This is a genomic window from Enterococcus sp. DIV0546, assembly GCF_051712785.1.
In the GTDB taxonomy this organism is placed as follows: domain Bacteria; phylum Bacillota; class Bacilli; order Lactobacillales; family Enterococcaceae; genus Enterococcus; species Enterococcus faecalis.
In genome coordinates this window covers 660860-682472 of the sequence record NZ_JBIOPO010000001.1, presented here as the reverse complement: position 1 = coordinate 682472, position 21613 = coordinate 660860, and the positions used below count along the sequence as shown (strand labels likewise).

Below are 21613 nucleotides of genomic sequence, written 5' to 3'. Positions count from 1 at the left end.
AAGAGAAACTTTTGGAATCATTTCCTATAAATCATGAAGAGATTATGACAAACGTTCTTCTAATCCAAGAACGTCTTTTGTCCTATACTCGATTCTACTCAAAAGGAATGTCAGTGAATGAATATAAAAAAACAAGGCCTCGGTCAAGCGACGGGAAAAATCATTTTAATGGGGGAACACGCCGTTGTTTACGGCGAACCAGCAATCGCCTTTCCTTTTCAAGCGACAGAAATCACAGCCGTCTTTACCCCGGCAAAAACTATGCAGATTGATTGTGCATATTTTACAGGATTGCTTGAAGACGTGCCCCAAGAGCTAGCAAATATCAAGGAAGTTGTTCAGCAAACCTTACATTTTTTAAAGGAAGATACAGTTAAAGGCACTTTGACCTTAACAAGTACGATTCCCGCTGAACGAGGAATGGGTTCAAGCGCAGCAACCGCTGTGGCCATCGTTCGAAGCCTTTTTGATTATTTTGATTACGCTTATACATATCAAGAATTGTTTGAGCTTGTTTCTTTAAGTGAGAAAATTGCTCATGGCAATCCTAGTGGTATCGATGCCGCAGCAACAAGCGGCGCTGATCCATTATTTTTTACTAGAGGATTTCCGCCCACACATTTCTCGATGAATTTATCTAATGCCTACTTAGTAGTAGCTGATACGGGAATTAAAGGTCAAACACGTGAAGCAGTGAAAGACATTGCGCAGCTAGCTCAAAATAATCCCACAGCAATCGCTGAAACAATGAAACAATTAGGTTCTTTTACTAAAGAAGCGAAGCAGGCAATTTTACAAGATGATAAACAAAAATTAGGTCAGCTAATGACGTTAGCGCAAGAGCAACTCCAGCAATTAACCGTCAGCAACGATATGCTGGATCGACTAGTGGCTCTCTCTTTAGAACATGGCGCTCTAGGAGCAAAATTAACCGGCGGCGGTCGCGGTGGCTGTATGATTGCCTTAACAGATAATAAAAAGACCGCACAAACCATTGCACAGACTTTAGAAGAAAATGGAGCTGTTGCTACATGGATTCAATCATTAGAGGTGAAAAAGTAATGCTTTCAGGAAAAGCACGAGCGCATACAAATATTGCTCTGATTAAATATTGGGGAAAAGCCAATGAAGAATACATTTTACCAATGAATAGTAGTTTATCATTAACATTAGATGCCTTTTACACAGAAACAACTGTGACATTTGATGCCCATTATTCAGAAGATGTATTTATTTTAGATGGTATCTTGCAAAACGAAAAACAAACAAAAAAAGTCAAAGAATTTTTGAACCTTGTTCGTCAACAAGCCGATTGTACTTGGTTTGCAAAAGTAGAAAGTCAAAATTTTGTGCCTACTGCAGCTGGTTTGGCTTCTTCAGCGAGTGGTCTAGCTGCTTTAGCTGGGGCCTGTAACGTAGCCTTAGGATTAAATCTTTCAGCAAAAGACTTATCACGTTTAGCGCGACGTGGTTCAGGTTCTGCTTGTCGTAGTATTTTTGGTGGTTTTGCTCAATGGAACAAAGGTCACTCTGATGAAACGTCGTTTGCTGAAAATATTCCAGCCAATAATTGGGAAAACGAATTGGCCATGCTCTTTATCTTAATTAACGATGGCGAAAAAGATGTTTCCAGCCGTGATGGAATGAAACGAACAGTAGAAACTTCTAGCTTTTATCAAGGCTGGTTGGACAATGTGGAAAAAGATTTATCCCAAGTTCATGAAGCAATTAAAACAAAAGACTTCCCTCGTTTAGGAGAAATCATTGAAGCCAATGGGTTAAGGATGCATGGAACCACCTTAGGCGCTGTCCCTCCATTTACTTACTGGTCCCCAGGCAGCTTACAAGCGATGGCTTTAGTTCGCCAAGCACGGGCCAAAGGAATTCCTTGCTACTTTACAATGGATGCAGGTCCGAATGTCAAGGTCTTAGTCGAAAAGAAAAACCTAGAAGCATTAAAAACATTTTTAAGTGAACATTTTTCAAAAGAGCAGTTAGTCCCAGCTTTTGCTGGTCCCGGAATTGAATTGTTTGAAACGAAAGGAATGGATAAATAAGCATGATTGAAGTTACTACGCCAGGAAAGTTATTTATTGCAGGAGAATATGCCGTTGTTGAACCTGGCCACCCTGCCATTATCGTTGCTGTGGATCAATTCGTAACTGTAACTGTCGAAGAAACAACAGATGAAGGCAGTATTCAATCTGCACAATACAGCTCGTTACCTATTCGCTGGACACGCCGAAATGGTGAGCTTGTATTAGATATTCGCGAAAATCCTTTTCATTATGTTTTAGCGGCGATTCATCTAACTGAAAAATATGCGCAAGAGCAAAACAAAGAATTGTCATTTTATCATTTAAAAGTGACGAGTGAATTAGATAGTTCAAATGGACGAAAATATGGTCTTGGTTCAAGCGGTGCAGTAACCGTTGGAACTGTCAAAGCCTTGAATATTTTTTATGACTTAGGTTTGGAAAATGAGGAAATTTTCAAATTATCAGCATTAGCTCACTTAGCCGTTCAAGGAAATGGTTCTTGCGGAGATATCGCCGCCAGCTGTTACGGGGGCTGGATTGCCTTTTCAACCTTCGATCATGATTGGGTCAATCAAAAAGTAGCCACTGAAACATTAACTGATTTGTTAGCAATGGACTGGCCTGAATTAATGATTTTTCCGTTAAAAGTACCGAAACAACTACGTTTACTAATTGGTTGGACAGGTAGCCCTGCGTCCACTTCAGACTTAGTTGATCGAGTCCATCAATCAAAAGAAGAAAAACAAGCGGCTTATGAGCAGTTCTTAATGAAAAGTCGGCTTTGTGTCGAAACAATGATTAATGGCTTTAACACAGGAAAAATTTCTGTTATTCAAAAACAAATTACTAAAAATCGCCAATTGCTCGCCGAATTATCTTCACTGACTGCTGTGGTAATCGAAACAGAAGCCTTGAAAAATCTTTGTGATTTGGCTGAATCTTATACAGGAGCTGCGAAATCTTCTGGCGCTGGCGGGGGCGATTGTGGGATTGTAATTTTCCGCCAAAAATCTGGGATTTTACCATTAATGACAGCTTGGGAAAAAGACGGAATTACCCCACTGCCACTTCACGTCTATACCTATGGTCAAAAGGAGTGTAAGGAGAAGCATGAATCGAAAAGATGAACATCTATCATTAGCTAAAGCGTTCCACAAAGAAAAAAGTAATGACTTTGATCGTGTGCGTTTTGTTCACCAATCGTTTGCTGAATCCGCTGTTAACGAAGTGGATATTTCCACTTCGTTTCTTTCTTTTCAGCTTCCCCAACCTTTTTATGTCAATGCAATGACAGGTGGTAGTCAGCGTGCAAAAGAAATTAATCAGCAATTAGGCATTATTGCCAAAGAAACTGGCCTTTTAGTTGCGACAGGATCTGTCTCGGCAGCGTTAAAAGATGCTAGTTTAGCGGATACGTATCAAATTATGCGAAAAGAAAACCCAGATGGACTCATTTTTGCCAATATTGGTGCAGGCTTGGGTGTGGAAGAAGCAAAGCGAGCGCTTGATTTATTTCAAGCGAATGCCTTACAAATCCATGTAAATGTGCCCCAAGAATTGGTCATGCCTGAAGGAGATCGTGATTTCACTAATTGGCTAACCAAGATTGAAGCTATCGTACAGGCCGTAGAAGTGCCTGTCATTGTCAAAGAGGTTGGCTTTGGCATGAGCCAAGAAACCTTAGAAAAACTCACCTCTATCGGCGTTCAAGCAGCGGATGTGAGCGGCCAAGGCGGAACGAGTTTTACACAAATTGAAAATGCCCGGCGGAAGAAACGAGAACTTTCTTTCTTAGATGATTGGGGGCAATCAACGGTCATCTCTCTTCTGGAATCACAAAATTGGCAAAAGAAACTAACTATTCTCGGCTCTGGCGGTGTGCGTAACTCTCTTGATATTGTCAAAGGACTCGCTTTAGGTGCCAAAAGCATGGGAGTTGCTGGGACTATCTTAGCTTCCCTTATGAGTAAAAATGGTTTAGAAAATACCCTAGCCCTTGTACAGCAATGGCAAGAAGAAGTGAAAATGCTTTATACTCTTTTAGGAAAAAAGACGACAGAAGAATTAACGAGTACCGCACTTATCCTCGATCCAGTTTTAGTTAATTGGTGTCATAACCGTGGTATCGACAGCACTGTTTTCGCAAAACGTTAAAGAGACCAGAACATTAATGTTCTGGTCTCTTTATTTGAGTTCTTTTATCCTACATAAGCATCTAAGATAATTTGTTTTAGTTCACTAATTAATGGTTCTTTCGGATTTGCAGTTGTACATTGGTCTTCATATGCAAGTTCTGCCATACGATCAACCGTTGTGTCTAATGTTTCTTGTGAGACACCTTGGGCTTTCAAGTTCATGTCAATTCCGACTGATTTACCTAAGTCTGCTACTGCTGTTGCTAAAGCTTCTACTAATTCTGCGGTAGTATTTCCTTTTAAGCCTAAGAATTTTGCAATGTCGGCATAATCAGTATCGGCGCGGAAGTAATCATATTTAGGGAACATTGCGTGTTTTGATGGATCTTTCGCATTGTAACGAATAATATGTGGTAATAAAATCGCATTTGTACGACCATGTGGAATGCCATATTCCCCACCAATTTTATGAGCAATAGAGTGACAAATACCTAAGAATGCATTAGCAAATGCCATCCCTGCCATGGTTGATGCATTATGCATTTTTTCGCGAGATTCCATATCTGGACGTTTCACTGAATTTTCTAAATGATCGAAAACTAACTTGATTGCTTGTAAACTTAAACCACGTGTGTAATCTGAAGCCATCACGGAAACATAAGATTCAATAGCATGTGTTAAAACATCCATACCTGTATCTGCAGTGACTGAAGCTGGCACAGACATTACGAACTGTGGATCAACAATCGCTACATCTGGTGTTAACGCATAGTCTGCTAACGGATATTTCACGTGTGTTTCACTATCAGTGATAACAGCAAATGGTGTAACTTCTGAACCAGTTCCTGAAGTAGTTGGAATACAAACAAATTGTGTTTTTTCTGGTTTGGCAATTTTATATGTCCGTTTGCGGATATCTAAGAATTTTTGTTTTGCACCAAAGAACTCTGTATCTGGGTGTTCATAGAACATCCACATGCCTTTCGCCGCGTCCATTGCAGAACCGCCACCCAAGGCAATCACGGTATCTGGTTGGAAATCAACCATCATTTTGGTACCTGCATAAACAGTATTTGTTGATGGGTTTGGTTCAACATCAGAAAATACTTCGATTTTCACATCATTTTTACGTTTTTGTAGCTCTTTACGTACGATATCTGCATAGCCAAATTGAACCATACCTGGGTCACAAACTAACATGACACGTTCAACATTTTCCATTTTTTGTAGATATTGTAAAGAATTTTTTTCAAAGAAAATTTTTGGAGGTAATTTAAACCATTGCATATTATTTCTCCGTTTCGCTACCGTTTTAATATTAATTAAGTTAATGGCTGATACGTTTTTAGAAACAGAGTTTTTCCCGTATGAACCACAACCAAGTGTTAAGGATGGAATCATTTCGTTATAAATGTTACCGATACCGCCTTCTGCTGATGGAGTATTCACTAAAATACGACAAGCTTTCATACGTAAACCAAAAGCAACTTGTAACTCTTCATCTTCTGTATGAATTACTGCTGTATGTCCTAAACCACCTAAGTTTAACATCGCTTCACATAGTTCAAAAGCATGCTCTGCATTGTTTGATTTCATCATTGCTAAAACTGGCGATAATTTTTCTCTTGATAATGGATATTCTGGACCTGCACCTTCTAATTCAGCGACTAAAATTTTTGTGCCTTTTGGTACGCTAATTCCTGCTAATTCAGCAATTTTTTCTGCAGAGTTACCGACAATCGCTGGATTTACTGCGTATTTGCCTTCATTCATCACTGCATCTTCTAGTTTTTGTAATTCATTCGGTTTCACGAAGTAAACATTGTGTGCTTCAAACTCAGCTTTGACAGAAGCATAAATTTCTTTATCCACAATGACCGCTTGCTCAGAAGCACAAATCATTCCATTATCAAATGATTTTGAAACAATTAAATCATTAACCGCACGTTTCACTTTAGCCGTTTTTTCAATATAAGCTGGTACGTTCCCAGGACCAACGCCTAGTGCTGGTTTACCTGTTGAGTACGCAGATTTTACCATGCCTGCGCCACCAGTTGCTAAAACAATGGCAATCCCTGGATGATTCATCAAAGCAGAAGTTGCATCAATCGATGGTTGTTCAATCCATTGAATACAATTTTCTGGTGCACCTGCTGCAATCGCCGCATCCCGTACAATACGTGCCGCTTCTGCCGAACATTTTTGTGCGCTAGGATGGAAAGCAAAAACAATTGGATTTCTTGTTTTTAAGGCAATTAGTGATTTAAAAATAGTTGTTGACGTTGGGTTCGTTGTTGGTGTGACCCCACATACCACGCCAACTGGCTCAGCAATTTCCATTAAGCCGGTTTGTTCGTCTTTTTTAATTACACCCACAGTTTTATCATGTTTAATATTATTCCAAATGTATTCAGATGCATACATATTTTTGATTGCTTTATCTTCATAGATTCCACGGCCAGTTTCTTCGACAGCCATTTTTGCTAAAGGCATATGTTGGTCTAACGCCGCCATCGCCATTTGATGGACAATGTGATCTACTTGTTCTTGTGTAAAATCTTCCATTGCTTTTAAAGCGACATTCGCTTTTGTTGCTAATTCATCAATCATTGATGAAACATCAACTGTTTCTGTCTTTTCTTTTTTTACTGTTTTAACCATGTTCATCCTCCTAAGAGTTTCATTTTAAAAAAACTTTGTTAACTATTTCACATTCACATCATACAACATAAAACGAATCTTGTAAATAGTTTTTGTGATATTTTTCACAACTATTTATAATTTTTTTTATCTCAAAAAAAAAGACCTATTCTTTTTTCTAGAATAAGTCTTCAATATCATGCCAGTCCCTTAAAGGATTTTTTGATGTCTGTGCCAATAATTGTTGATAGTCAAAAAATTCATTCGGCTTAACCTTCTGAATGTCTTTACGACAGTCTTTGACAGATAAATGGGTTTGTTTTTTCCAACGATAGGTGAGTAAATAAGTCAATAAATCTTCTTCGTTGATGGAAGAATAACCTAGTTCACGAAAATTTTGGCACTTCTTTTTAATACTTTTATTGAGCATTTTTTGTTGTAACCAACTTAATTTTTCCTTTGTCATGGGCTCTTCTCCTTCCAACCAAGCGAAAGATTGCTCACTTTTTAACTATCTTTCAACACTATAAAAAGGAACCTTTTTTGTAAACTTAATAGTTAAAAAGGACTTAGGGCGTAAGTCAAAATGACCTACCTTCCTAGTCCTACATTTTAAGATAAACGACACGAGCGGAATAGGAATTATCTCTTCTTATTGGCTTTCTCGTGTGACTACTGGTCACAGTTTCGCCTTTGAAAAGCCTGTTCCGCTCTCTTTAACCATTAAATAAATCAGTTGATTCGTTTAGTCTTTCTTTTCTTTTGAAGGATCTGATGTTTCAGGAACTTCAGTTACTTCTTCTGTGACTGTCTCTTCAACTTCTGTGACTGGTACACTAGTTACTGCTGAATCATTTGTAACGGCAGTTCCAGATGTTACAGTTCGAATTGCTGCACGGTCAAATTCTAAGACAATACCTTCGCAATCGATTAAAACTGTTTTTTCGTTGATTTCACTTAAAACACCATGTAAACCACCAATTGTGACAACACTATCGCCAGTTTTCATTGCGTTTAGTTGTTTTTGACGTTCTTGTTGTTGTTTCTTTTGAGAACGTGTCATGAAAAACATCATTCCTCCTAAAAGGACTAATGTAAAAATCATTGTAAATCCGCCACCCATTTGTTTCACCTCACTCTGCATTATTCACACTACTAACTGTATCAAAAAAATGCTTGAAGAACTAGTTTTTTCCTCTAATTTTTAGAAACTTTTTGCATTCGCTTTATTAAAGCCATATTCTTCAAAAAACGCTTGTCGGAATTCTAATAAATTGTCGTCCATAATTGCTTGACGGACATTTTTCATTAAGTCTAACAAGAAGTATAAATTATGATACGATGTTAAACGGATTCCGAATGTTTCATCACATTTAATCAAATGACGAATATAGGCCCGCGTATAATTACGACAAACATAACAATCACATTTTTCATCAAGCGGACGAAAATCTCTTGCATATTGGGCATTTTTAACAACCAAGCGACCTTGTGAAGTCATACAAGTACCATTGCGCGCAATACGTGTTGGTAACACACAATCAAACATGTCAATCCCACGAATCACTCCATCAATTAATGAATCAGGGGCACCCACACCCATTAAGTAACGTGGTTTATTTTCAGGAATTAACGGTGTCGTAAAGTCTAAGACTCGGTTCATTTCTTCCTTAGACTCACCAACAGATAAGCCACCAATCGAATAGCCAGGAAAATCCATACTCACTAAATCTTTGGCACTTTGACGACGTAAATCTTCAAATCCCGCACCTTGAACAATACCGAATAATCCCTGTCTATCAGGATTCGCATGGGCTTTTAAGCCACGCTCAGCCCAACGAGAAGTCCGTTCAATCGAGCGTTTGACATACTCATAGCTTTCATCAAATGGTGGACATTCATCAAAGCTCATCATAATATCTGATCCTAATTTATTTTGAATATTGATCGCTTTTTCTGGAGAAAGGAACATTTTTGAACCATTTAAATGATTTCTAAAATGCACACCTTCTTCTTCGATTTTCCGCATATCACTTAATGAGAAGACTTGGAAGCCACCTGAATCAGTTAAAATAGGTTGATCCCAGTTCATAAATTTGTGTAAACCGCCTGCTTCTTCGACTAAATCTTCACCTGGGCGTAACCATAAATGGTAAGTATTACTTAAAATAACACCGGCACCCATTTCTTTTAATTCTTCTGGTGACATTGTTTTAACTGTCGCAAGTGTACCTACCGGCATAAACATTGGTGTTGGAAATGTGCCGTGAGGAGTAATTAATTCACCTAAACGCGCACCTGTGTGTTTATCTTTTTTGATTAAACGATAACGAATGGCTGGTTCCGTCATTCATTTCCCTACTTTCTACTATAATTTGTCCTCCCATCATCATACTTTTTTTTTATTGAATTTGCAAGGATTTCTCAAGGTTTCTTTTTTCAAAAAAGGATCCTTAAAAAACAGCAACTAGTTCAAATAATTCAAATGAACTAGTTGCTGTTTGGCACTTATTTTGTCGCTGTATATTTTTCTAAATCTTGCATCGCTGTTTTCACAATTTCAGGGGTAATTTTTTGTTTCATATAATGAATCGTTTCGCCTTCTATACAAGCACGTTCTGCTACTTCTTGATACTCGGCTTCAGTTAAGTCCATCTCCATTTCTTTTAAAGAAATAGGCAAACCTAGTTGGTGATAGAAAGGAATCAATTCAGCGATTTCTTGCCATTTCTCTTCAATGGCTAATTGAACAAACACACCATACGCCACTTTGTTTCCATGCAATTGTTGATGGCTAGCTGGCAGCAAAGTTAGTGCATCATGAATGGAATGGGCACCCGCTGTCCGACCATAATCATCGCCAAAGCCACCCACCATTCCACCAATAATTAAATTTGTTTCGATGACATCAATAAACGATTGATTTAATTGTTGCTCTTCCATCGCTTTTAAAGCATTGATACTTTCATTTAACAAAATATCGCGGCATTTTTCCGCGGCAAAATGAGAAACTTGAATAGGTAACACTTGGACGTCTAACTGCGAAATAATCGCATCTGCTTCGTACCATTTAGCTAATGTATCCCCAATACCTGCCACCATTAAGGACCGAGGCGAATGCAATAACACTCTTGGTTCTACCAACACCAAAGCGTTTGCTTGCGGAAAAACGTCATACCGTTCCATTGCTCCATCTTCTCGATACATTACACTCAATGGTGTGCACGGTGCACAAGTAGCTGCTAAAGTGGGCAAAATAATTACCGGTAACGCCATTTTGTGTGCTAAGGCTTTGCCCAAGTCGGCCACTTTTCCCCCACCAACAGCGACGATGGCCTCTAAATGATTGTCCAGCACTTGCGCTTCTAACTCTTGCACACGTTGATCTGTACAAACACCTCCATAGTTTTCAAAAACAGCTGTTACTTTTTGAAACGTCGGAAAATACGGTTTTGCCGCTTGCCATGACTCGGTCCCGTGTAAAATGAATACACGATGAATATTTCTGCATAATAGTTGTCCTTCTAATAATTCCCACGAACCAATTTCGCAAAGATACTCTTGTGGTGTCCCTCTCACAATTAATGATTGTTCCATCTTGAAAATCCCCTTCATTTTTGACTTTTGAAAATTTTTTTGAAAAAGTTGTTTTTTTTCAACTCTACTACTTTTCCTTTTACATATTCTATGATATGATAAACCACATCATAACACAATAAATTTTTATACATTTATTCGCTTTTTTTGAATATTTATAAAAATAATACAAAAAGGAGTTTACGCAAATGACCAAATGTAAAAAATGGCTACAGACGATTTTACCAATTTTATTCTTGTTGCTCTCATTATTACCTATTAAAGAAACTTTTGCAGCCGAAAACGATCCAGTCTATGACAAAATCATCCAAAAGGGAGAACTAGTTGTCGGCTTATCCGCAGACTATGCCCCTTATGAATTTCATGCAAAAGTAGATGGTGAAGATAAAATTGTCGGTTTTGATATTTCTATTGCTCAAAAAATTGCCGACGATTTAGGCGTTAAGTTAAAAATCGAAGAACTAGGCTTCGATGCTCTGTTAGGGGCCTTAAAAACTGGCAAGATTGACATGGTCATCTCTGGCATGTCGCCAACGCCTGAACGATTAAAAGAAGTAGCTTTTTCTCAACCATATATGAACGTTCAACAAAGAGTCATTGTTCGGAAAGAAGACAAAGATAAATTTCATTCCACTAAAGATTTCGAAGGCGTTCGTGCAGGTGCCCAAAAGCAAACGACACAAGAAGAATTAATTAAAACCGAATTAACCGGTGCTGTCCCTACTTCTCTTCAAAAAATTCCAGATTTAATTATGAATCTAAAAAATAATAAATTAGATGCAGTCGTTATGGAAGAACCGGTTGGCGAAGCCTATGTTTCTCAAAATGAGGATTTAGCTTTTGCTGATGTTACCTTTGAAAAAGGCTCAAAAGATACTGCCGTTGCTTTTCCTAAAGATGCGCCCGTTTTGACGGAGAAAGTAAATGCCTCTATTAAACAAATTAATGATCAAAAATTAATGGACGGTTATAAAAAAGAAGCCAATCAATTAATGTTCCAAAAAGATCAAAGCTTTTTACAAAAGTATGGAAAGTTCTACCTTAACGGTGCAGGCTATACCATTTTCCTAGCTTTCATTGGTGTTTTGTTTGGTGCCATTTTAGGGGCATTACTTGCCTTAATGAAGTTAGCCAATTCCAAAATTTTACGTGGTATTGCCATTGCTTATATTGAATATGTTCGTGGCACTCCTTTGCTTGTTCAAATTTTTATTGTCTATTTCGGGACAGGCGTTCTTGGTTTAGACTTATCAAAAGTAGCAGCTGGTTGTATTGCCCTTTCTCTAAACAGTGGTGCATATGTAGCAGAAATTATTCGTGCTGGTATTCAGGCGGTTAATAAAGGACAATTGGAAGCTGCTCGTTCTTTGGGAATGAATCAAAACCAAGCAATGCGATACATCATTTTCCCACAAGCTATTAAAAATATTTTACCAGCGTTAGGCAATGAATTTGTTACAGTAATTAAAGAATCTTCCGTTGTTTCAGTCATTGGTGTTTCAGAACTAATTTTCCAAGCTGGCAACGTTCAAGGAGCAAGTTTTAAACCCTTCTTACCTTACTTAATTGTATCGTTGATTTATTTCGTCCTAACCTTTACTATCTCGCGTCTATTAGGTGTTGCTGAAAGGAGAATGAGTACTAGTGATTAACATTAAAAACTTACAGAAAACATTCGGAAAAAATGAAGTACTTAAAGGAATTGACTTAGAAATTGAAGCTGGTGAAGTTGTCGTAATTATTGGCCCTTCTGGCAGTGGTAAAAGTACTTTTTTACGTTGCTTGAACTTATTAGAAACACCAACTGGTGGCAACGTTGAATTTGAAGGAAAAAATTTATTAGATAAAAATACCAACATTGATCAACTTCGTCAAAAAATGGGAATGGTATTCCAAAATTTCAATCTTTTCCCGCATAAAAATGTCTTGGAAAACTTAACGATTAGTCCTGTTAAAGTAAAAAAAGAAGCCGCTGCTGAAGCCACAGAACATGCTCTTTCCTTACTGGAACAAGTTGGTTTATCAGATAAAAAAGAAAATTATCCCGCTCAACTTTCTGGTGGGCAACAACAACGGGTAGCGATTGCTCGTGCTTTAGCCATGCGCCCTGACGTGATGCTGTTCGATGAACCAACTTCTGCCTTAGACCCTGAAATGGTGGGCGAAGTGCTATCCGTTATGAAAAATTTAGCTATTGAAGGGATGACAATGGTAGTGGTTACCCATGAAATGGGCTTCGCAAAAGAAGTCGCGGACCGTGTCATTTTTATGGATGCAGGAATCATTCAAGAAGAAGGCACACCTGAAGAAATTTTTGATGCGCCACAAAACCCAAGAACACAAGATTTTCTAAGAAAAGTTTTATAAAAAGGAGCACCTGGTATGGATCGCAAGAATATCGCAACACGTTACCAACAACCTACTGAAAATTTACTCATGGATATTGCAACATTAGCGAAAAAGACCCCAAATTTAATCGATTTATCGATTGGTGACCCTGACTTAATTACCGATGAGCGGATTATCGAACAAGCAGCTAACGATGCCAAAAATGGGCATACAAAATATACCGCTTCTGATGGTAGCGAGGCATTCATTGAGGCGGTCATTCAGTTTTATCAGTCACATTATCAATTATCTTTTCAACCGAATCAAGTCCGGGCCACAGTTGGCGCTCTGCACGGAATGTACCTTGCCTTACAAGTGATTCTAAATCCTGGAGATGAAGTGATTATTCATGAACCTTATTTCTCTCCTTATAAAGACCAAGTCCTTTTAGCAGATGGCGTTCCGGTCTTTTTACCAACCTATGAAGAAGATGGTTTCCAAATTGATGTAGCTCTTTTGAAAGAAAAAATCACGCCTAAAACCAAAGCGATTATTCTTAATTCACCGAATAACCCAACAGGCGCTGTTTTCTCTGAAGAAACTTTCAGAGAAATCGCACAGGTAGCGATTGAACACAACTTATACATTCTTTCAGATGAAGTTTATGAAGCCTTTTGTTTCCAAGAAACGTTTACTCCCATGGCTACGTTTGCTCCAGAAAATACTATCACTTTTGGTAGCTTTTCAAAAGCCTTTGCAATGACTGGTTGGCGTATTGGTTATATGATTGCCCCAGACTATATTAACGAAGTAGCCAAATTAATTAATGAAGGCGTTACGTATTCTGCGCCTACGTTGTCACAGCAAGCAGGAATCTATGCGTTACAACATTTTGACGAATTTGTAGACCCAATCGTTGAAGTGTTCCAAACACGTTTAGAGTATGTGGCCCAGCGAGTAGCAAAGATTCCTTTCCTTTCGCTTCATCCAGTCAAAGGAAGTATTTACGCCTTCATTAATATTCAAAAAACTGGACTAACTTCCGTCCCTTTTGTGGAAAAGCTTTTAAAAGAGACACAAGTATTAGTGATTCCCGGAAAAGCATTTGGTGAAACAACGGGCGATGAGTACATTCGTTTAGCCGCAACACAAAATTTAGATTTATTAAAGGAAGCGTTCGATCGAATTGAAAGAATGACCTTTGAATAAAAAAGCTTCTGCATTAGCTAATAATCATAGCTAATGCAGAAGCTTTTTAGATTTCTTCTATCAATTCAATCGCTTGCCCACCAACATGCGGTGGAATCGACATAGTCATCGGCGGCAAGCCCACGACTGTGAAACGGACTTTGGTCCCTTTTTTCAAGTGAGACAGCGGGATACTTTCCTCTAACTGTTCAACAAGTATGTTTAAAATTACCCCATGAGAAAATAAGGGCACAATGGATTCTGGATCACTTTCTGCTTGGATATTTTCTAAATGTAATCGCATTGACAATGGCTGCGTCTCATTTAACACACCAGCCTCTGCTAATTTCCCTGTAAAAACAGCAAGTTTTTCAGTCATTTGTTTGCCTCCTTTTTAAACATCATATTGAAGAGAATTAATTCCATCCCCTAAAAATTCTGAAGCGTTGTTAAATTCGGCAGGATCATATTTGGTATAGGAAACTTGTAATGTCAAAGTAATATTCCTTAAGGTTTCAGAATGGGCAAATTTCTCTTGAGCTTGTTGTTTGAATTCTTTTCTAGTAGTATATCCATCATCCCCATCGCGGAAAATTAATAACGCCCAAGTCGGCGGTGTGCCGTCGATAAAGTATGGTAAGAAGCGATCATCCGTTGTCTCTTTAATCGCCGCTGTCACGATTTGTAGCAATTCATTCTTTTGTTCAGGACTTAATAAGTTACGAATACTTTCCCAATAGGCCACTCGGATCACGACTAAATATAACGGCGCTTCATAACGTGTAGAAATGTCAGAAAATAAATCGAATCCTTCCTCGTACATTTTTGCTGTTCTTAAATTAGTTACTGCATCTAACGCATTTAACCGTGAAGTTTCTTTACGTAAGCGAATATTTTCTTCTTCAATCGTACGAATTTGATAAGTCACTGCATAGATTGTTAAACAGTAGAGCGGCGGCATGATTAGCCAAAATAATGAGCCATAGCTAAACAAATCATGATAGACATACTGATATACAACATAAGTCAATTGTAGAAAAATAAATATAAGCGAAAATGTTAACCCCGCTGTAATTCCTACAAAATAGGTAACGATAATTAAGATAACTGAAATTAATAGACAACTTAAGTCCACAAAGAAATCATTCGTTCCTAAGGCCATAAAGATGGTTGTGCCGACAACCAAAACAATTCCTACTAACAAAGTTAAATCCAAAAGTAAGGTCACTCGTTTTTGATTCACTCTATTCCCCACCTTTCAAATTCTTCTTCACGATGAAGAACGCACTTAATCCAATAATAGTCATACCAATTAAGAAGACAAATAGATAAATCATTAATTTATGATTATTGACAATTCGTTTACCTAATGATTCGTTGCTAACGTTGCTTACACGTTTTTTGAAACGATAATCATAGCGACGATAGTTCGGATCGACCACAATGGCATCTCCTTTGTACATAGAAGTATTCTTCTCTGTATTCACTTGTGTAGAGGCTAAAAAGACACCTTGTGATTTAGCTCCTGTTAAGATTAACGCCGCGGCTTTCGCATTATATGGAGAAAACATTAACTGCGCCGTACCGATTTGTTTACCATAATCTTTTTCAATGCTCAGTTTCTCGTTTGAAACAAAACGTGTGAAGTCCTTATCATAATGGAAATATAACTGATCGTTTAACTTACGAATCATCGGATTATCCTTAGGCGTACCAAAAATAATCAAGTTATGATTTTCTAATGCCGCATTTTTAGGCGCTTTTTTATAATACGTAATCTCACCGACATTACTTTCGGCATAATTACCAATTAAGTTAAATAAATTGGTCAACACTTTAAAATAGTTGTCGTCCATTTTTTCTGGTAATAAAATCGCTAAATCAGCAAAAGAACGGCTTCTGATAAAAATGTTCGGATAGTTGTTAAATAATATGTCATTAAGTTCTTCTGTTTGAATAAACGCATTCGAATTATTTTCAATAAAGGCCCATGGAGTCTGACCATTTCGCAAAACTTCTGGTGATTTAACATTCAAATCAAAAGCAACTTTTAAAACAAAACTATCAGCAATTTCTAAGTTCTTTGGAAATTCGAGATTTAATTCATCACCGTTCGCACGAGCAGCGGTTAATTTCTTGCTGCCAATTGGTTTATCATTGGCATAGACCGTCACTAAAGAAGAATCAAAATCTAAGTTTTCAGCGTATTTAAAATGTAAATGCACGCGACTTCCATTGGCATTGTTTCGATCCACTGGTAAATTGACAAAGTACGTTTGTTCTTGGTGATAGGCCCCTTCTAGTTTGTCCCCCGTTGAGGTTAATGGATAATTTCCATCAAATTCTAAAGTTGAACTAAACGTATCGGTATTCTCATCAACTGTTGTCTCTTCTTTATCTGTTTGGGTCATTAATTCATAGTTTGCTAAATAACGTCCCGCACGAACAAGTAAGTCCTCATCTTTAGAAGTAGCTACTAAAACATGCTTATCTGGTTGATTGAAAAATTTTAAGACAGCCTGGTCCTCCACACGTTTGCTATCAATTTGACTTTTATACTGATCTGGTAATTTATCATAGCTGACAATAATCAACTGATAGGGTGCTGACTGTTCTTTGTTCAAAGAAGCCATTGGCAACAATTCTTCTGAAGTAGTAATCAAACGAGCAGCGCCAGCTAACGCATGGGTCGCTGCAGCTAATTCTTTTTCCGATGCATTTTCTGGTGTCAAAATAACACTGTGTTTATTTGCAATCGTGTCTGCTCCCACAAAATGATTATAAAAAGAATGAATTGTATTCTCTGGTAATTGTAAATCGTATTGGAAGTTTACGTTAGATCCTTCATACATCGTTAACCAATTTGCCGGAGTTTCAATTAAATTATACATATCGTTTCCTGCCTGATTAATAATTTGGCCCTCAACAGTCAATGTATTTGTCTCTTTAATCAGTTCCAAAGGGATTTCAATCGTCTTTTGTTGAATACCAGTCGTATTTTCAGGACGCCAAGAATAAAACTTCACACCATTCACTGCCACAGTTAAATCTGAGGTCTGATTATTTTTTAATTGTGTGATTTGGTAAGTCATATTGAATGATGCTTTTTTTACGTCCCAATAATCAATTTTTGTAAAATACATGGTGCTACGGACAGAAGTACCTGTTAAAGAGATTGTTTTATTTTGAAAAGGTTGTGTAAAGGTATGGTTGTCTTGTTCTTTATTTTCGGCGTATACGGTCGGACTTGCGACACCAATCAGAATTGCCAGAAAGAACAACCCTATTAAAGTGACTGTTTTTTGTTTCATTGCACGTTTCCTCCTTATTTAAATCGTTCAGTTTTGTACCATTTTGTTTGTGTTTGTTTATGAAAAACATTTTCTTTAATATACATCACCATGCCATAAGCGGCGACTACTAGCCACATCTGACTGTATGTAATATACATCAAGGCAATAATTAAGATATTCTCTAAAGTCATTTCGCCTTTTTCGGTTGTAATACTGACAAAAGTACTGAAAATAAATAACAAAATCGCTAACAACCATAAGGAATTGCTAAATCCTTGCAGGGTCGTTGTTAAGTAACCAGACATTGATAAAACTAACATGATGTCTGACAAAACGAGCGATGTCATTAAGAGAAAATAAATGGACAAGAAATATAAAATATCAAAACGGATCCGACTCGCTTTAGGATTAAACAATAATTTAGCATTTTTAACAATGACATAAATATTGCCTTTGACCCATCGCGTCCGTTGCCGGAACCAAACTGACAAAGTTTGTGGCTCTTGCTCCCACGTCACTGCTTTTGGTTGAAACTTAATTTTATAGCCCATCATATAGATGCGGAAACTGATTTCTGTATCTTCGGCTAACGCTTTGTCATCCCAGCCGCCAATGGCTTCAATAATACTACGACGAACAATGAAATTTGTGCCAGGAATCGTGCATAACTTAAATAATTGAAAACGACCGGCTTGTGCCATCCATTGAAAGGCCAGTGTCTCGATATTAATAAAGCGTGTCAACAAGCTTGCATTGCGATTTCTCGTTCTAAATTTACCAATAACCGCGCCGTATTCCTCACTAGCGATTAACTCTCCAACTAAATAACGGAGTGCATTCGGTTCAGGTGTATTGTCCGCATCATAAATGGCAATCACGTCCCCCTTGGCTTGCTTGAAACCAATGTTTAAGGCATTAGACTTACCTTTACCACCTGTTATATTGTCTGTATTAATAATCTGCAAATTTCGATTAACCGCCTTTTTTTGGACATTCGCTAAAAGCTCAGCACTATTATCACTTGAGTTGTCATTAATCACAATAATTTCATAGCGATCTTGCGGATAATTAAAATTCAATAACGCTTCAACTGTCCGCACAATGACAATTCCTTCATTATGGGCCGGCACCATAATTGAAACAAACGGCGCGTCTTCGTCCTCTACAGGTGGTGGTGCGACAGGATCTGTTTTTAAATAATAAACATAGCCAAAAATAACTAAGAGAATATTTACAATTAGTAGACTCCAAATAATGATAGTTGCTGTTAACATTACAATGTCAGCAATGGTCATTTGTCTTCCTCCTTATTAATATATTTCGACCGATAATTCTTTCGTCCAATCATAAACAAAATAATCAGGATGATTAAAGTCAGCGTGACAACGCCAATCAAAATATTGTTTGTAATACTGAAAAAGAATGAAAATAAGCCTGTAAATCGTTGTTTTTCAACTGTTGAGGCCCCTGTATCAGCCAAACCATTGACAATTTGATTGTTTAAGAAGAACCGATTATTCCGAAATTCGATTTTCTGCGTTTGTGTTTGAACAGTGAAATGTTGATCCGCTTCTGAAACACTAAACACTATTGGTGCTTCCTTGACTTCTTGAATTAGATGATCCACTTCTTTTTTAGAATTTGGAAATGAAAAACTAATGGTGGTCGGCATTGGAAATCGATAGTCATTCGGATTATCTTTATCCGTCCATTCAATCCCCGATAAATAATCATACGGTAAATCAAACAAAGCATTCTTATAAGTGATTGATTCTCCCGTTTGGTTCCGATAAAAAACGCGTTCAATCGGCGGATTTTCTCTTAGAATCACTGTATCACTAATTGCTAGACCATCCTCTTGGTATTGAAGGTCTTGATTCCAGTATCCTGGAGCAGAAATGCCTACTGGATAGACATGTCTGTCGACCAATAAACTAATCTGCTGCTCCATCAATTGTTTCAAAGCACGTTGGTCATTTAAATCAACATTGTTAACGACCGGTGTTTCTAAGAAAATAACCCCCGTCGAAGCAAACGCACGTAACGCATTCGTAAATAGTTTATAAGGTAAAATCGTATTGTTTTGTGAAACGCTCGTACTGGATAAAATATAAGGATACGTGGTTTTAACTAATTCTTCTTGCAAATAGGTTGCCACAGACATATCTCTTAACGGGTTAAAATCAGAAATCGTCAAAAACGGCCGTGACATTTTTTCACTTTCCAGCCATTGACTAATTACGTCCAAGCTTTCTAAAAAAACAGCGCCTTTGCGTTCAAACATTGGGAGAAAAGCATGCCCATTCTCAATTACACCAAATGGATATTCTTCTGGTGCTAATTCTTGTGTTTTTAATCGACCAACTGTCTGACCTTGCGTATTTTCCAGCACAACTGATTGATCTTGAAAAGGCAATACTTGAGAAAAGCGGTTTTTTTCATCTTCTAACCGATATTGACGATGACTTAATTCTTTCCATGTACCGCTAAAATATTGTTTTTCATCGTCACGCATGTTTCGACCAATGTGTAATTGTTTACCTTTAAAATGAACTCGATCTGCTAGAAAATCAGAGGCAATAACGCCGGCTTGTTCAGGCCAATTCACCATAGAAATCAAACTGTCATAGCCATCATTTAGCAATTCGCCAGGTACATAATCTGATACCGCCACACTCTGAACTTCTACTCCAAAACTCGTCAACACTCGTTGTAAAGCATCCACATCATTTTCTTTTTTCCCAGCAATATTCAAGCTGTCATAGACAAGTAAGACATGTTTACTTGGTGCAGCCAGCGCCGGTTTGGCAAAGCCACAAAAAACGAAAAAGAGTAAGAAACACACCCAGCCAATAAGATATTGTTTATTTTTCAATTCCCTCTACCTCCCCAATGACTTGTGGTGTTGTATCTTGCCACATTCGTTTACCAATAACATCAGAAACAATTTGTAACAAGAGAAAATCTAAAAATACTGAGACTAAAAACAAATGACGTACTAAGTCACTATCCCCATCAATAATAATTGTTGAAATGAAAACAACTAATAAATTTAGATAAATCCCTGTCATTAAAAAGAAGCGAAAAACTAATCTGGGTTCGTTTCTCTTGAGTCCTCTGTATAAACCAACGCCATATAAACCAAACAGAATCACGCCTAATAATAGATAGAAAGCAAAGTTTTTAGGGAAAAAACTGGCTTTAATACGGTTATACACCATAAAAAATTTAGATTGTTCCAGTGGTGCACGCCCTGTCGTTTTCTCAAAATTCCCCACATTATTAGGCTTTACTAAGTAAACATTTGGTACCGCTGAATTCAGTCCTTGCCATAATTCAGATGGATAATTTAAATAATTCAAGAACACCCATCCAAAACTCGTTTTATCAAAAAAATCTTTTTTCATTTGTTCAGAAGTTGGTGACACAGGACTGTATTCTTCAAAGTAGGAACGTCCCTTTTGCAACCCATATTGCGGGTTGATTCCGCCCTCTGACATCCGTTTATCCGGAACCTTACTATCCTTCATTACACCGCGCGTCATACTGTGGTAGACATCACGTTCATAGATATCGTTAGGAACGATAAAAGCCGCTAACGTTGTAAAACCAATCAACGCAATTAAAAAGGCCGTCATTGACAATCGTTGGTAACGTTGTGACAAGTAGACAAAAAATCCTAATCCAGCAATAATTACGCCAATAATCAGCAAATATTCTTGGCGTGTTGTTCCTATTAAAAGTACTACTGCTTGTGCCAAGATAACTAAAACTATTCTTCTGAGCCAAGTTCGTGGTTTCGTCACCCGATAAAAATAGACTGAATATGCTAAAACACTCACAGAAAGTAAAAAACTCGTCGCTTCTGTATAAAAGGAATTAAAATAAATCGTATAGGAGGTATCCCCCAAGATGAAAATAACCAACAAGGAGATAAGATAACTTTTTTTCAAAGATACGCCTTCGGTTAAGCCTCGTACCAGAATATAAATTGACACTAAAAAACAACTAAGATAAACGAAACCTAAGAAACGAATATCGAAAAGTGTTTGACTATAAAAAAGTTTATTAAGCCAAATGGCAATGGTGATGAAAAATTGTTGAGTGGAAACAAAGTGCGTCGTTGTTTCATTAAAATAACGCATAATTGAAAAGTCCTTAACAAAATAGGCCACATTGTCGTAGCTATCACCATTGACACGATAAAGACTATTTGAATTTAACACACGAAAATACTCGCCATTATCTCCCAAGCCATTAATCGGATAAACAAATAACAAAATGCTTGTCACTAACCCAATCCCTAAAACGGTCAAAAGACTTGGAGAAATATAACGACTCAACCATTCAAAAGCCGAGTTCATGTGTTTTTTGATCTTTTCCATGCTTTCAC

The 21613-nt window shown here is 37.6% G+C and carries 18 protein-coding genes; 7 read left to right on the top strand and 11 right to left on the bottom strand.

The window, feature by feature from the left end; translation table 11 throughout:
* The first annotated feature begins 117 nt into the window (after nt 1-117).
* The 4 genes from mvk to fni are packed head-to-tail and all read left to right on the top strand — an operon-like array spanning nt 118 to nt 4193.
* On the top strand, nt 118-1062 hold the full coding sequence (gene mvk, locus IGJ24_RS03245; protein WP_010828617.1) for a mevalonate kinase: 945 nt from the start codon (nt 118-120) through the stop codon (nt 1060-1062).
* On the top strand, nt 1062-2057 hold the full coding sequence (gene mvaD / locus IGJ24_RS03240) for a diphosphomevalonate decarboxylase (RefSeq protein ID WP_002355778.1): 996 nt from the start codon (nt 1062-1064) through the stop codon (nt 2055-2057). Before mvk ends, mvaD begins: the two co-directional genes overlap by 1 nt.
* Nucleotides 2058-2059: 2 nt before the next feature.
* On the top strand, nt 2060-3166 hold the full coding sequence (locus IGJ24_RS03235; protein WP_289865460.1) for a phosphomevalonate kinase: 1107 nt from the start codon (nt 2060-2062) through the stop codon (nt 3164-3166).
* Nucleotides 3150-4193 (top strand): type 2 isopentenyl-diphosphate Delta-isomerase, encoded by a 1044-nt coding sequence (fni, locus tag IGJ24_RS03230; RefSeq protein WP_002381302.1) that lies wholly within the window; start codon nt 3150-3152, stop codon nt 4191-4193. Before IGJ24_RS03235 ends, fni begins: the two co-directional genes overlap by 17 nt.
* Before the next feature lie 44 nt (nt 4194-4237).
* On the opposite strand, the gene adhE is transcribed toward fni, so the two are convergent.
* From adhE to IGJ24_RS03205, 5 genes are all read right to left on the bottom strand, one after another.
* The gene (gene adhE, locus IGJ24_RS03225; protein ID WP_086317695.1) at nt 4238-6835 is read right to left on the bottom strand and encodes a bifunctional acetaldehyde-CoA/alcohol dehydrogenase; all 2598 of its coding nucleotides are present in this window, start codon (nt 6833-6835) and stop codon (nt 4238-4240) included.
* A gap of 157 nt (nt 6836-6992) precedes the next feature.
* Nucleotides 6993-7298, bottom strand: a complete 306-nt coding sequence (locus tag IGJ24_RS03220) for a post-transcriptional regulator (protein ID WP_002355774.1) — start codon at nt 7296-7298, stop codon at nt 6993-6995.
* Between the two features lie 261 nt (nt 7299-7559).
* A complete protein-coding gene (gene yajC, locus IGJ24_RS03215; protein WP_179189098.1) occupies nt 7560-7958 on the bottom strand; it encodes a preprotein translocase subunit YajC in 399 nt (132 codons plus the stop codon).
* A 60-nt stretch (nt 7959-8018) separates the two neighbouring features.
* Nucleotides 8019-9164 (bottom strand): tRNA guanosine(34) transglycosylase Tgt, encoded by a 1146-nt coding sequence (tgt, locus tag IGJ24_RS03210; protein ID WP_002355772.1) that lies wholly within the window; start codon nt 9162-9164, stop codon nt 8019-8021.
* A gap of 158 nt (nt 9165-9322) precedes the next feature.
* Nucleotides 9323-10429 (bottom strand): iron-containing alcohol dehydrogenase family protein, encoded by a 1107-nt coding sequence (locus IGJ24_RS03205; protein ID WP_025190343.1) that lies wholly within the window; start codon nt 10427-10429, stop codon nt 9323-9325.
* A 170-nt stretch (nt 10430-10599) separates the two neighbouring features.
* Here IGJ24_RS03205 and IGJ24_RS03200 point away from each other — a divergent pair, with 170 nt between their 5' ends.
* Genes IGJ24_RS03200 through IGJ24_RS03190 form a run of 3 tightly spaced genes read left to right on the top strand, consistent with a single transcriptional unit; the run spans nt 10600 to nt 13948 of the window.
* Nucleotides 10600-12063: an ABC transporter substrate-binding protein/permease gene (locus IGJ24_RS03200; protein ID WP_002355770.1), complete on the top strand. Its 1464-nt coding sequence runs from the start codon at nt 10600-10602 to the stop codon at nt 12061-12063.
* Nucleotides 12056-12778 carry an amino acid ABC transporter ATP-binding protein gene (locus IGJ24_RS03195; protein WP_289865459.1) on the top strand — a complete coding sequence of 241 codons (723 nt, stop codon included), beginning with the start codon at nt 12056-12058 and terminating at the stop codon, nt 12776-12778. The genes IGJ24_RS03200 and IGJ24_RS03195 overlap by 8 nt, the downstream gene beginning before the upstream one ends.
* Nucleotides 12779-12793: 15 nt before the next feature.
* Complete coding sequence (locus IGJ24_RS03190; RefSeq protein WP_002355768.1) at nt 12794-13948, top strand: pyridoxal phosphate-dependent aminotransferase; 1155 nt, start codon at nt 12794-12796, stop codon at nt 13946-13948.
* Between the two features lie 46 nt (nt 13949-13994).
* Here IGJ24_RS03190 and IGJ24_RS03185 read toward each other — a convergent pair whose 3' ends face one another.
* The 6 genes from IGJ24_RS03185 to wsfD are packed head-to-tail and all read right to left on the bottom strand — an operon-like array spanning nt 13995 to nt 21605.
* On the bottom strand, nt 13995-14306 hold the full coding sequence (locus IGJ24_RS03185; RefSeq protein ID WP_002355767.1) for a hypothetical protein: 312 nt from the start codon (nt 14304-14306) through the stop codon (nt 13995-13997).
* A 15-nt stretch (nt 14307-14321) separates the two neighbouring features.
* Nucleotides 14322-15182, bottom strand: a complete 861-nt coding sequence (locus IGJ24_RS03180; protein ID WP_002385041.1) for a hypothetical protein — start codon at nt 15180-15182, stop codon at nt 14322-14324.
* Entirely contained in the window at nt 15172-17238 is a 2067-nt protein-coding gene (locus IGJ24_RS03175) for a cellulose biosynthesis cyclic di-GMP-binding regulatory protein BcsB (RefSeq protein WP_016634441.1), read from the bottom strand. Before IGJ24_RS03175 ends, IGJ24_RS03180 begins: the two co-directional genes overlap by 11 nt.
* Before the next feature lie 14 nt (nt 17239-17252).
* Nucleotides 17253-18515 (bottom strand): glycosyltransferase, encoded by a 1263-nt coding sequence (locus tag IGJ24_RS03170; RefSeq protein ID WP_002355764.1) that lies wholly within the window; start codon nt 18513-18515, stop codon nt 17253-17255.
* The gene (locus IGJ24_RS03165) at nt 18512-20095 is read right to left on the bottom strand and encodes a hypothetical protein (RefSeq protein WP_002355763.1); all 1584 of its coding nucleotides are present in this window, start codon (nt 20093-20095) and stop codon (nt 18512-18514) included. The genes IGJ24_RS03170 and IGJ24_RS03165 overlap by 4 nt, the downstream gene beginning before the upstream one ends.
* Complete coding sequence (gene wsfD, locus IGJ24_RS03160) at nt 20085-21605, bottom strand: glycan biosynthesis hexose transferase WsfD (RefSeq protein ID WP_289865458.1); 1521 nt, start codon at nt 21603-21605, stop codon at nt 20085-20087. The genes IGJ24_RS03165 and wsfD overlap by 11 nt, the downstream gene beginning before the upstream one ends.
* Nucleotides 21606-21613: the final 8 nt, after the last annotated feature.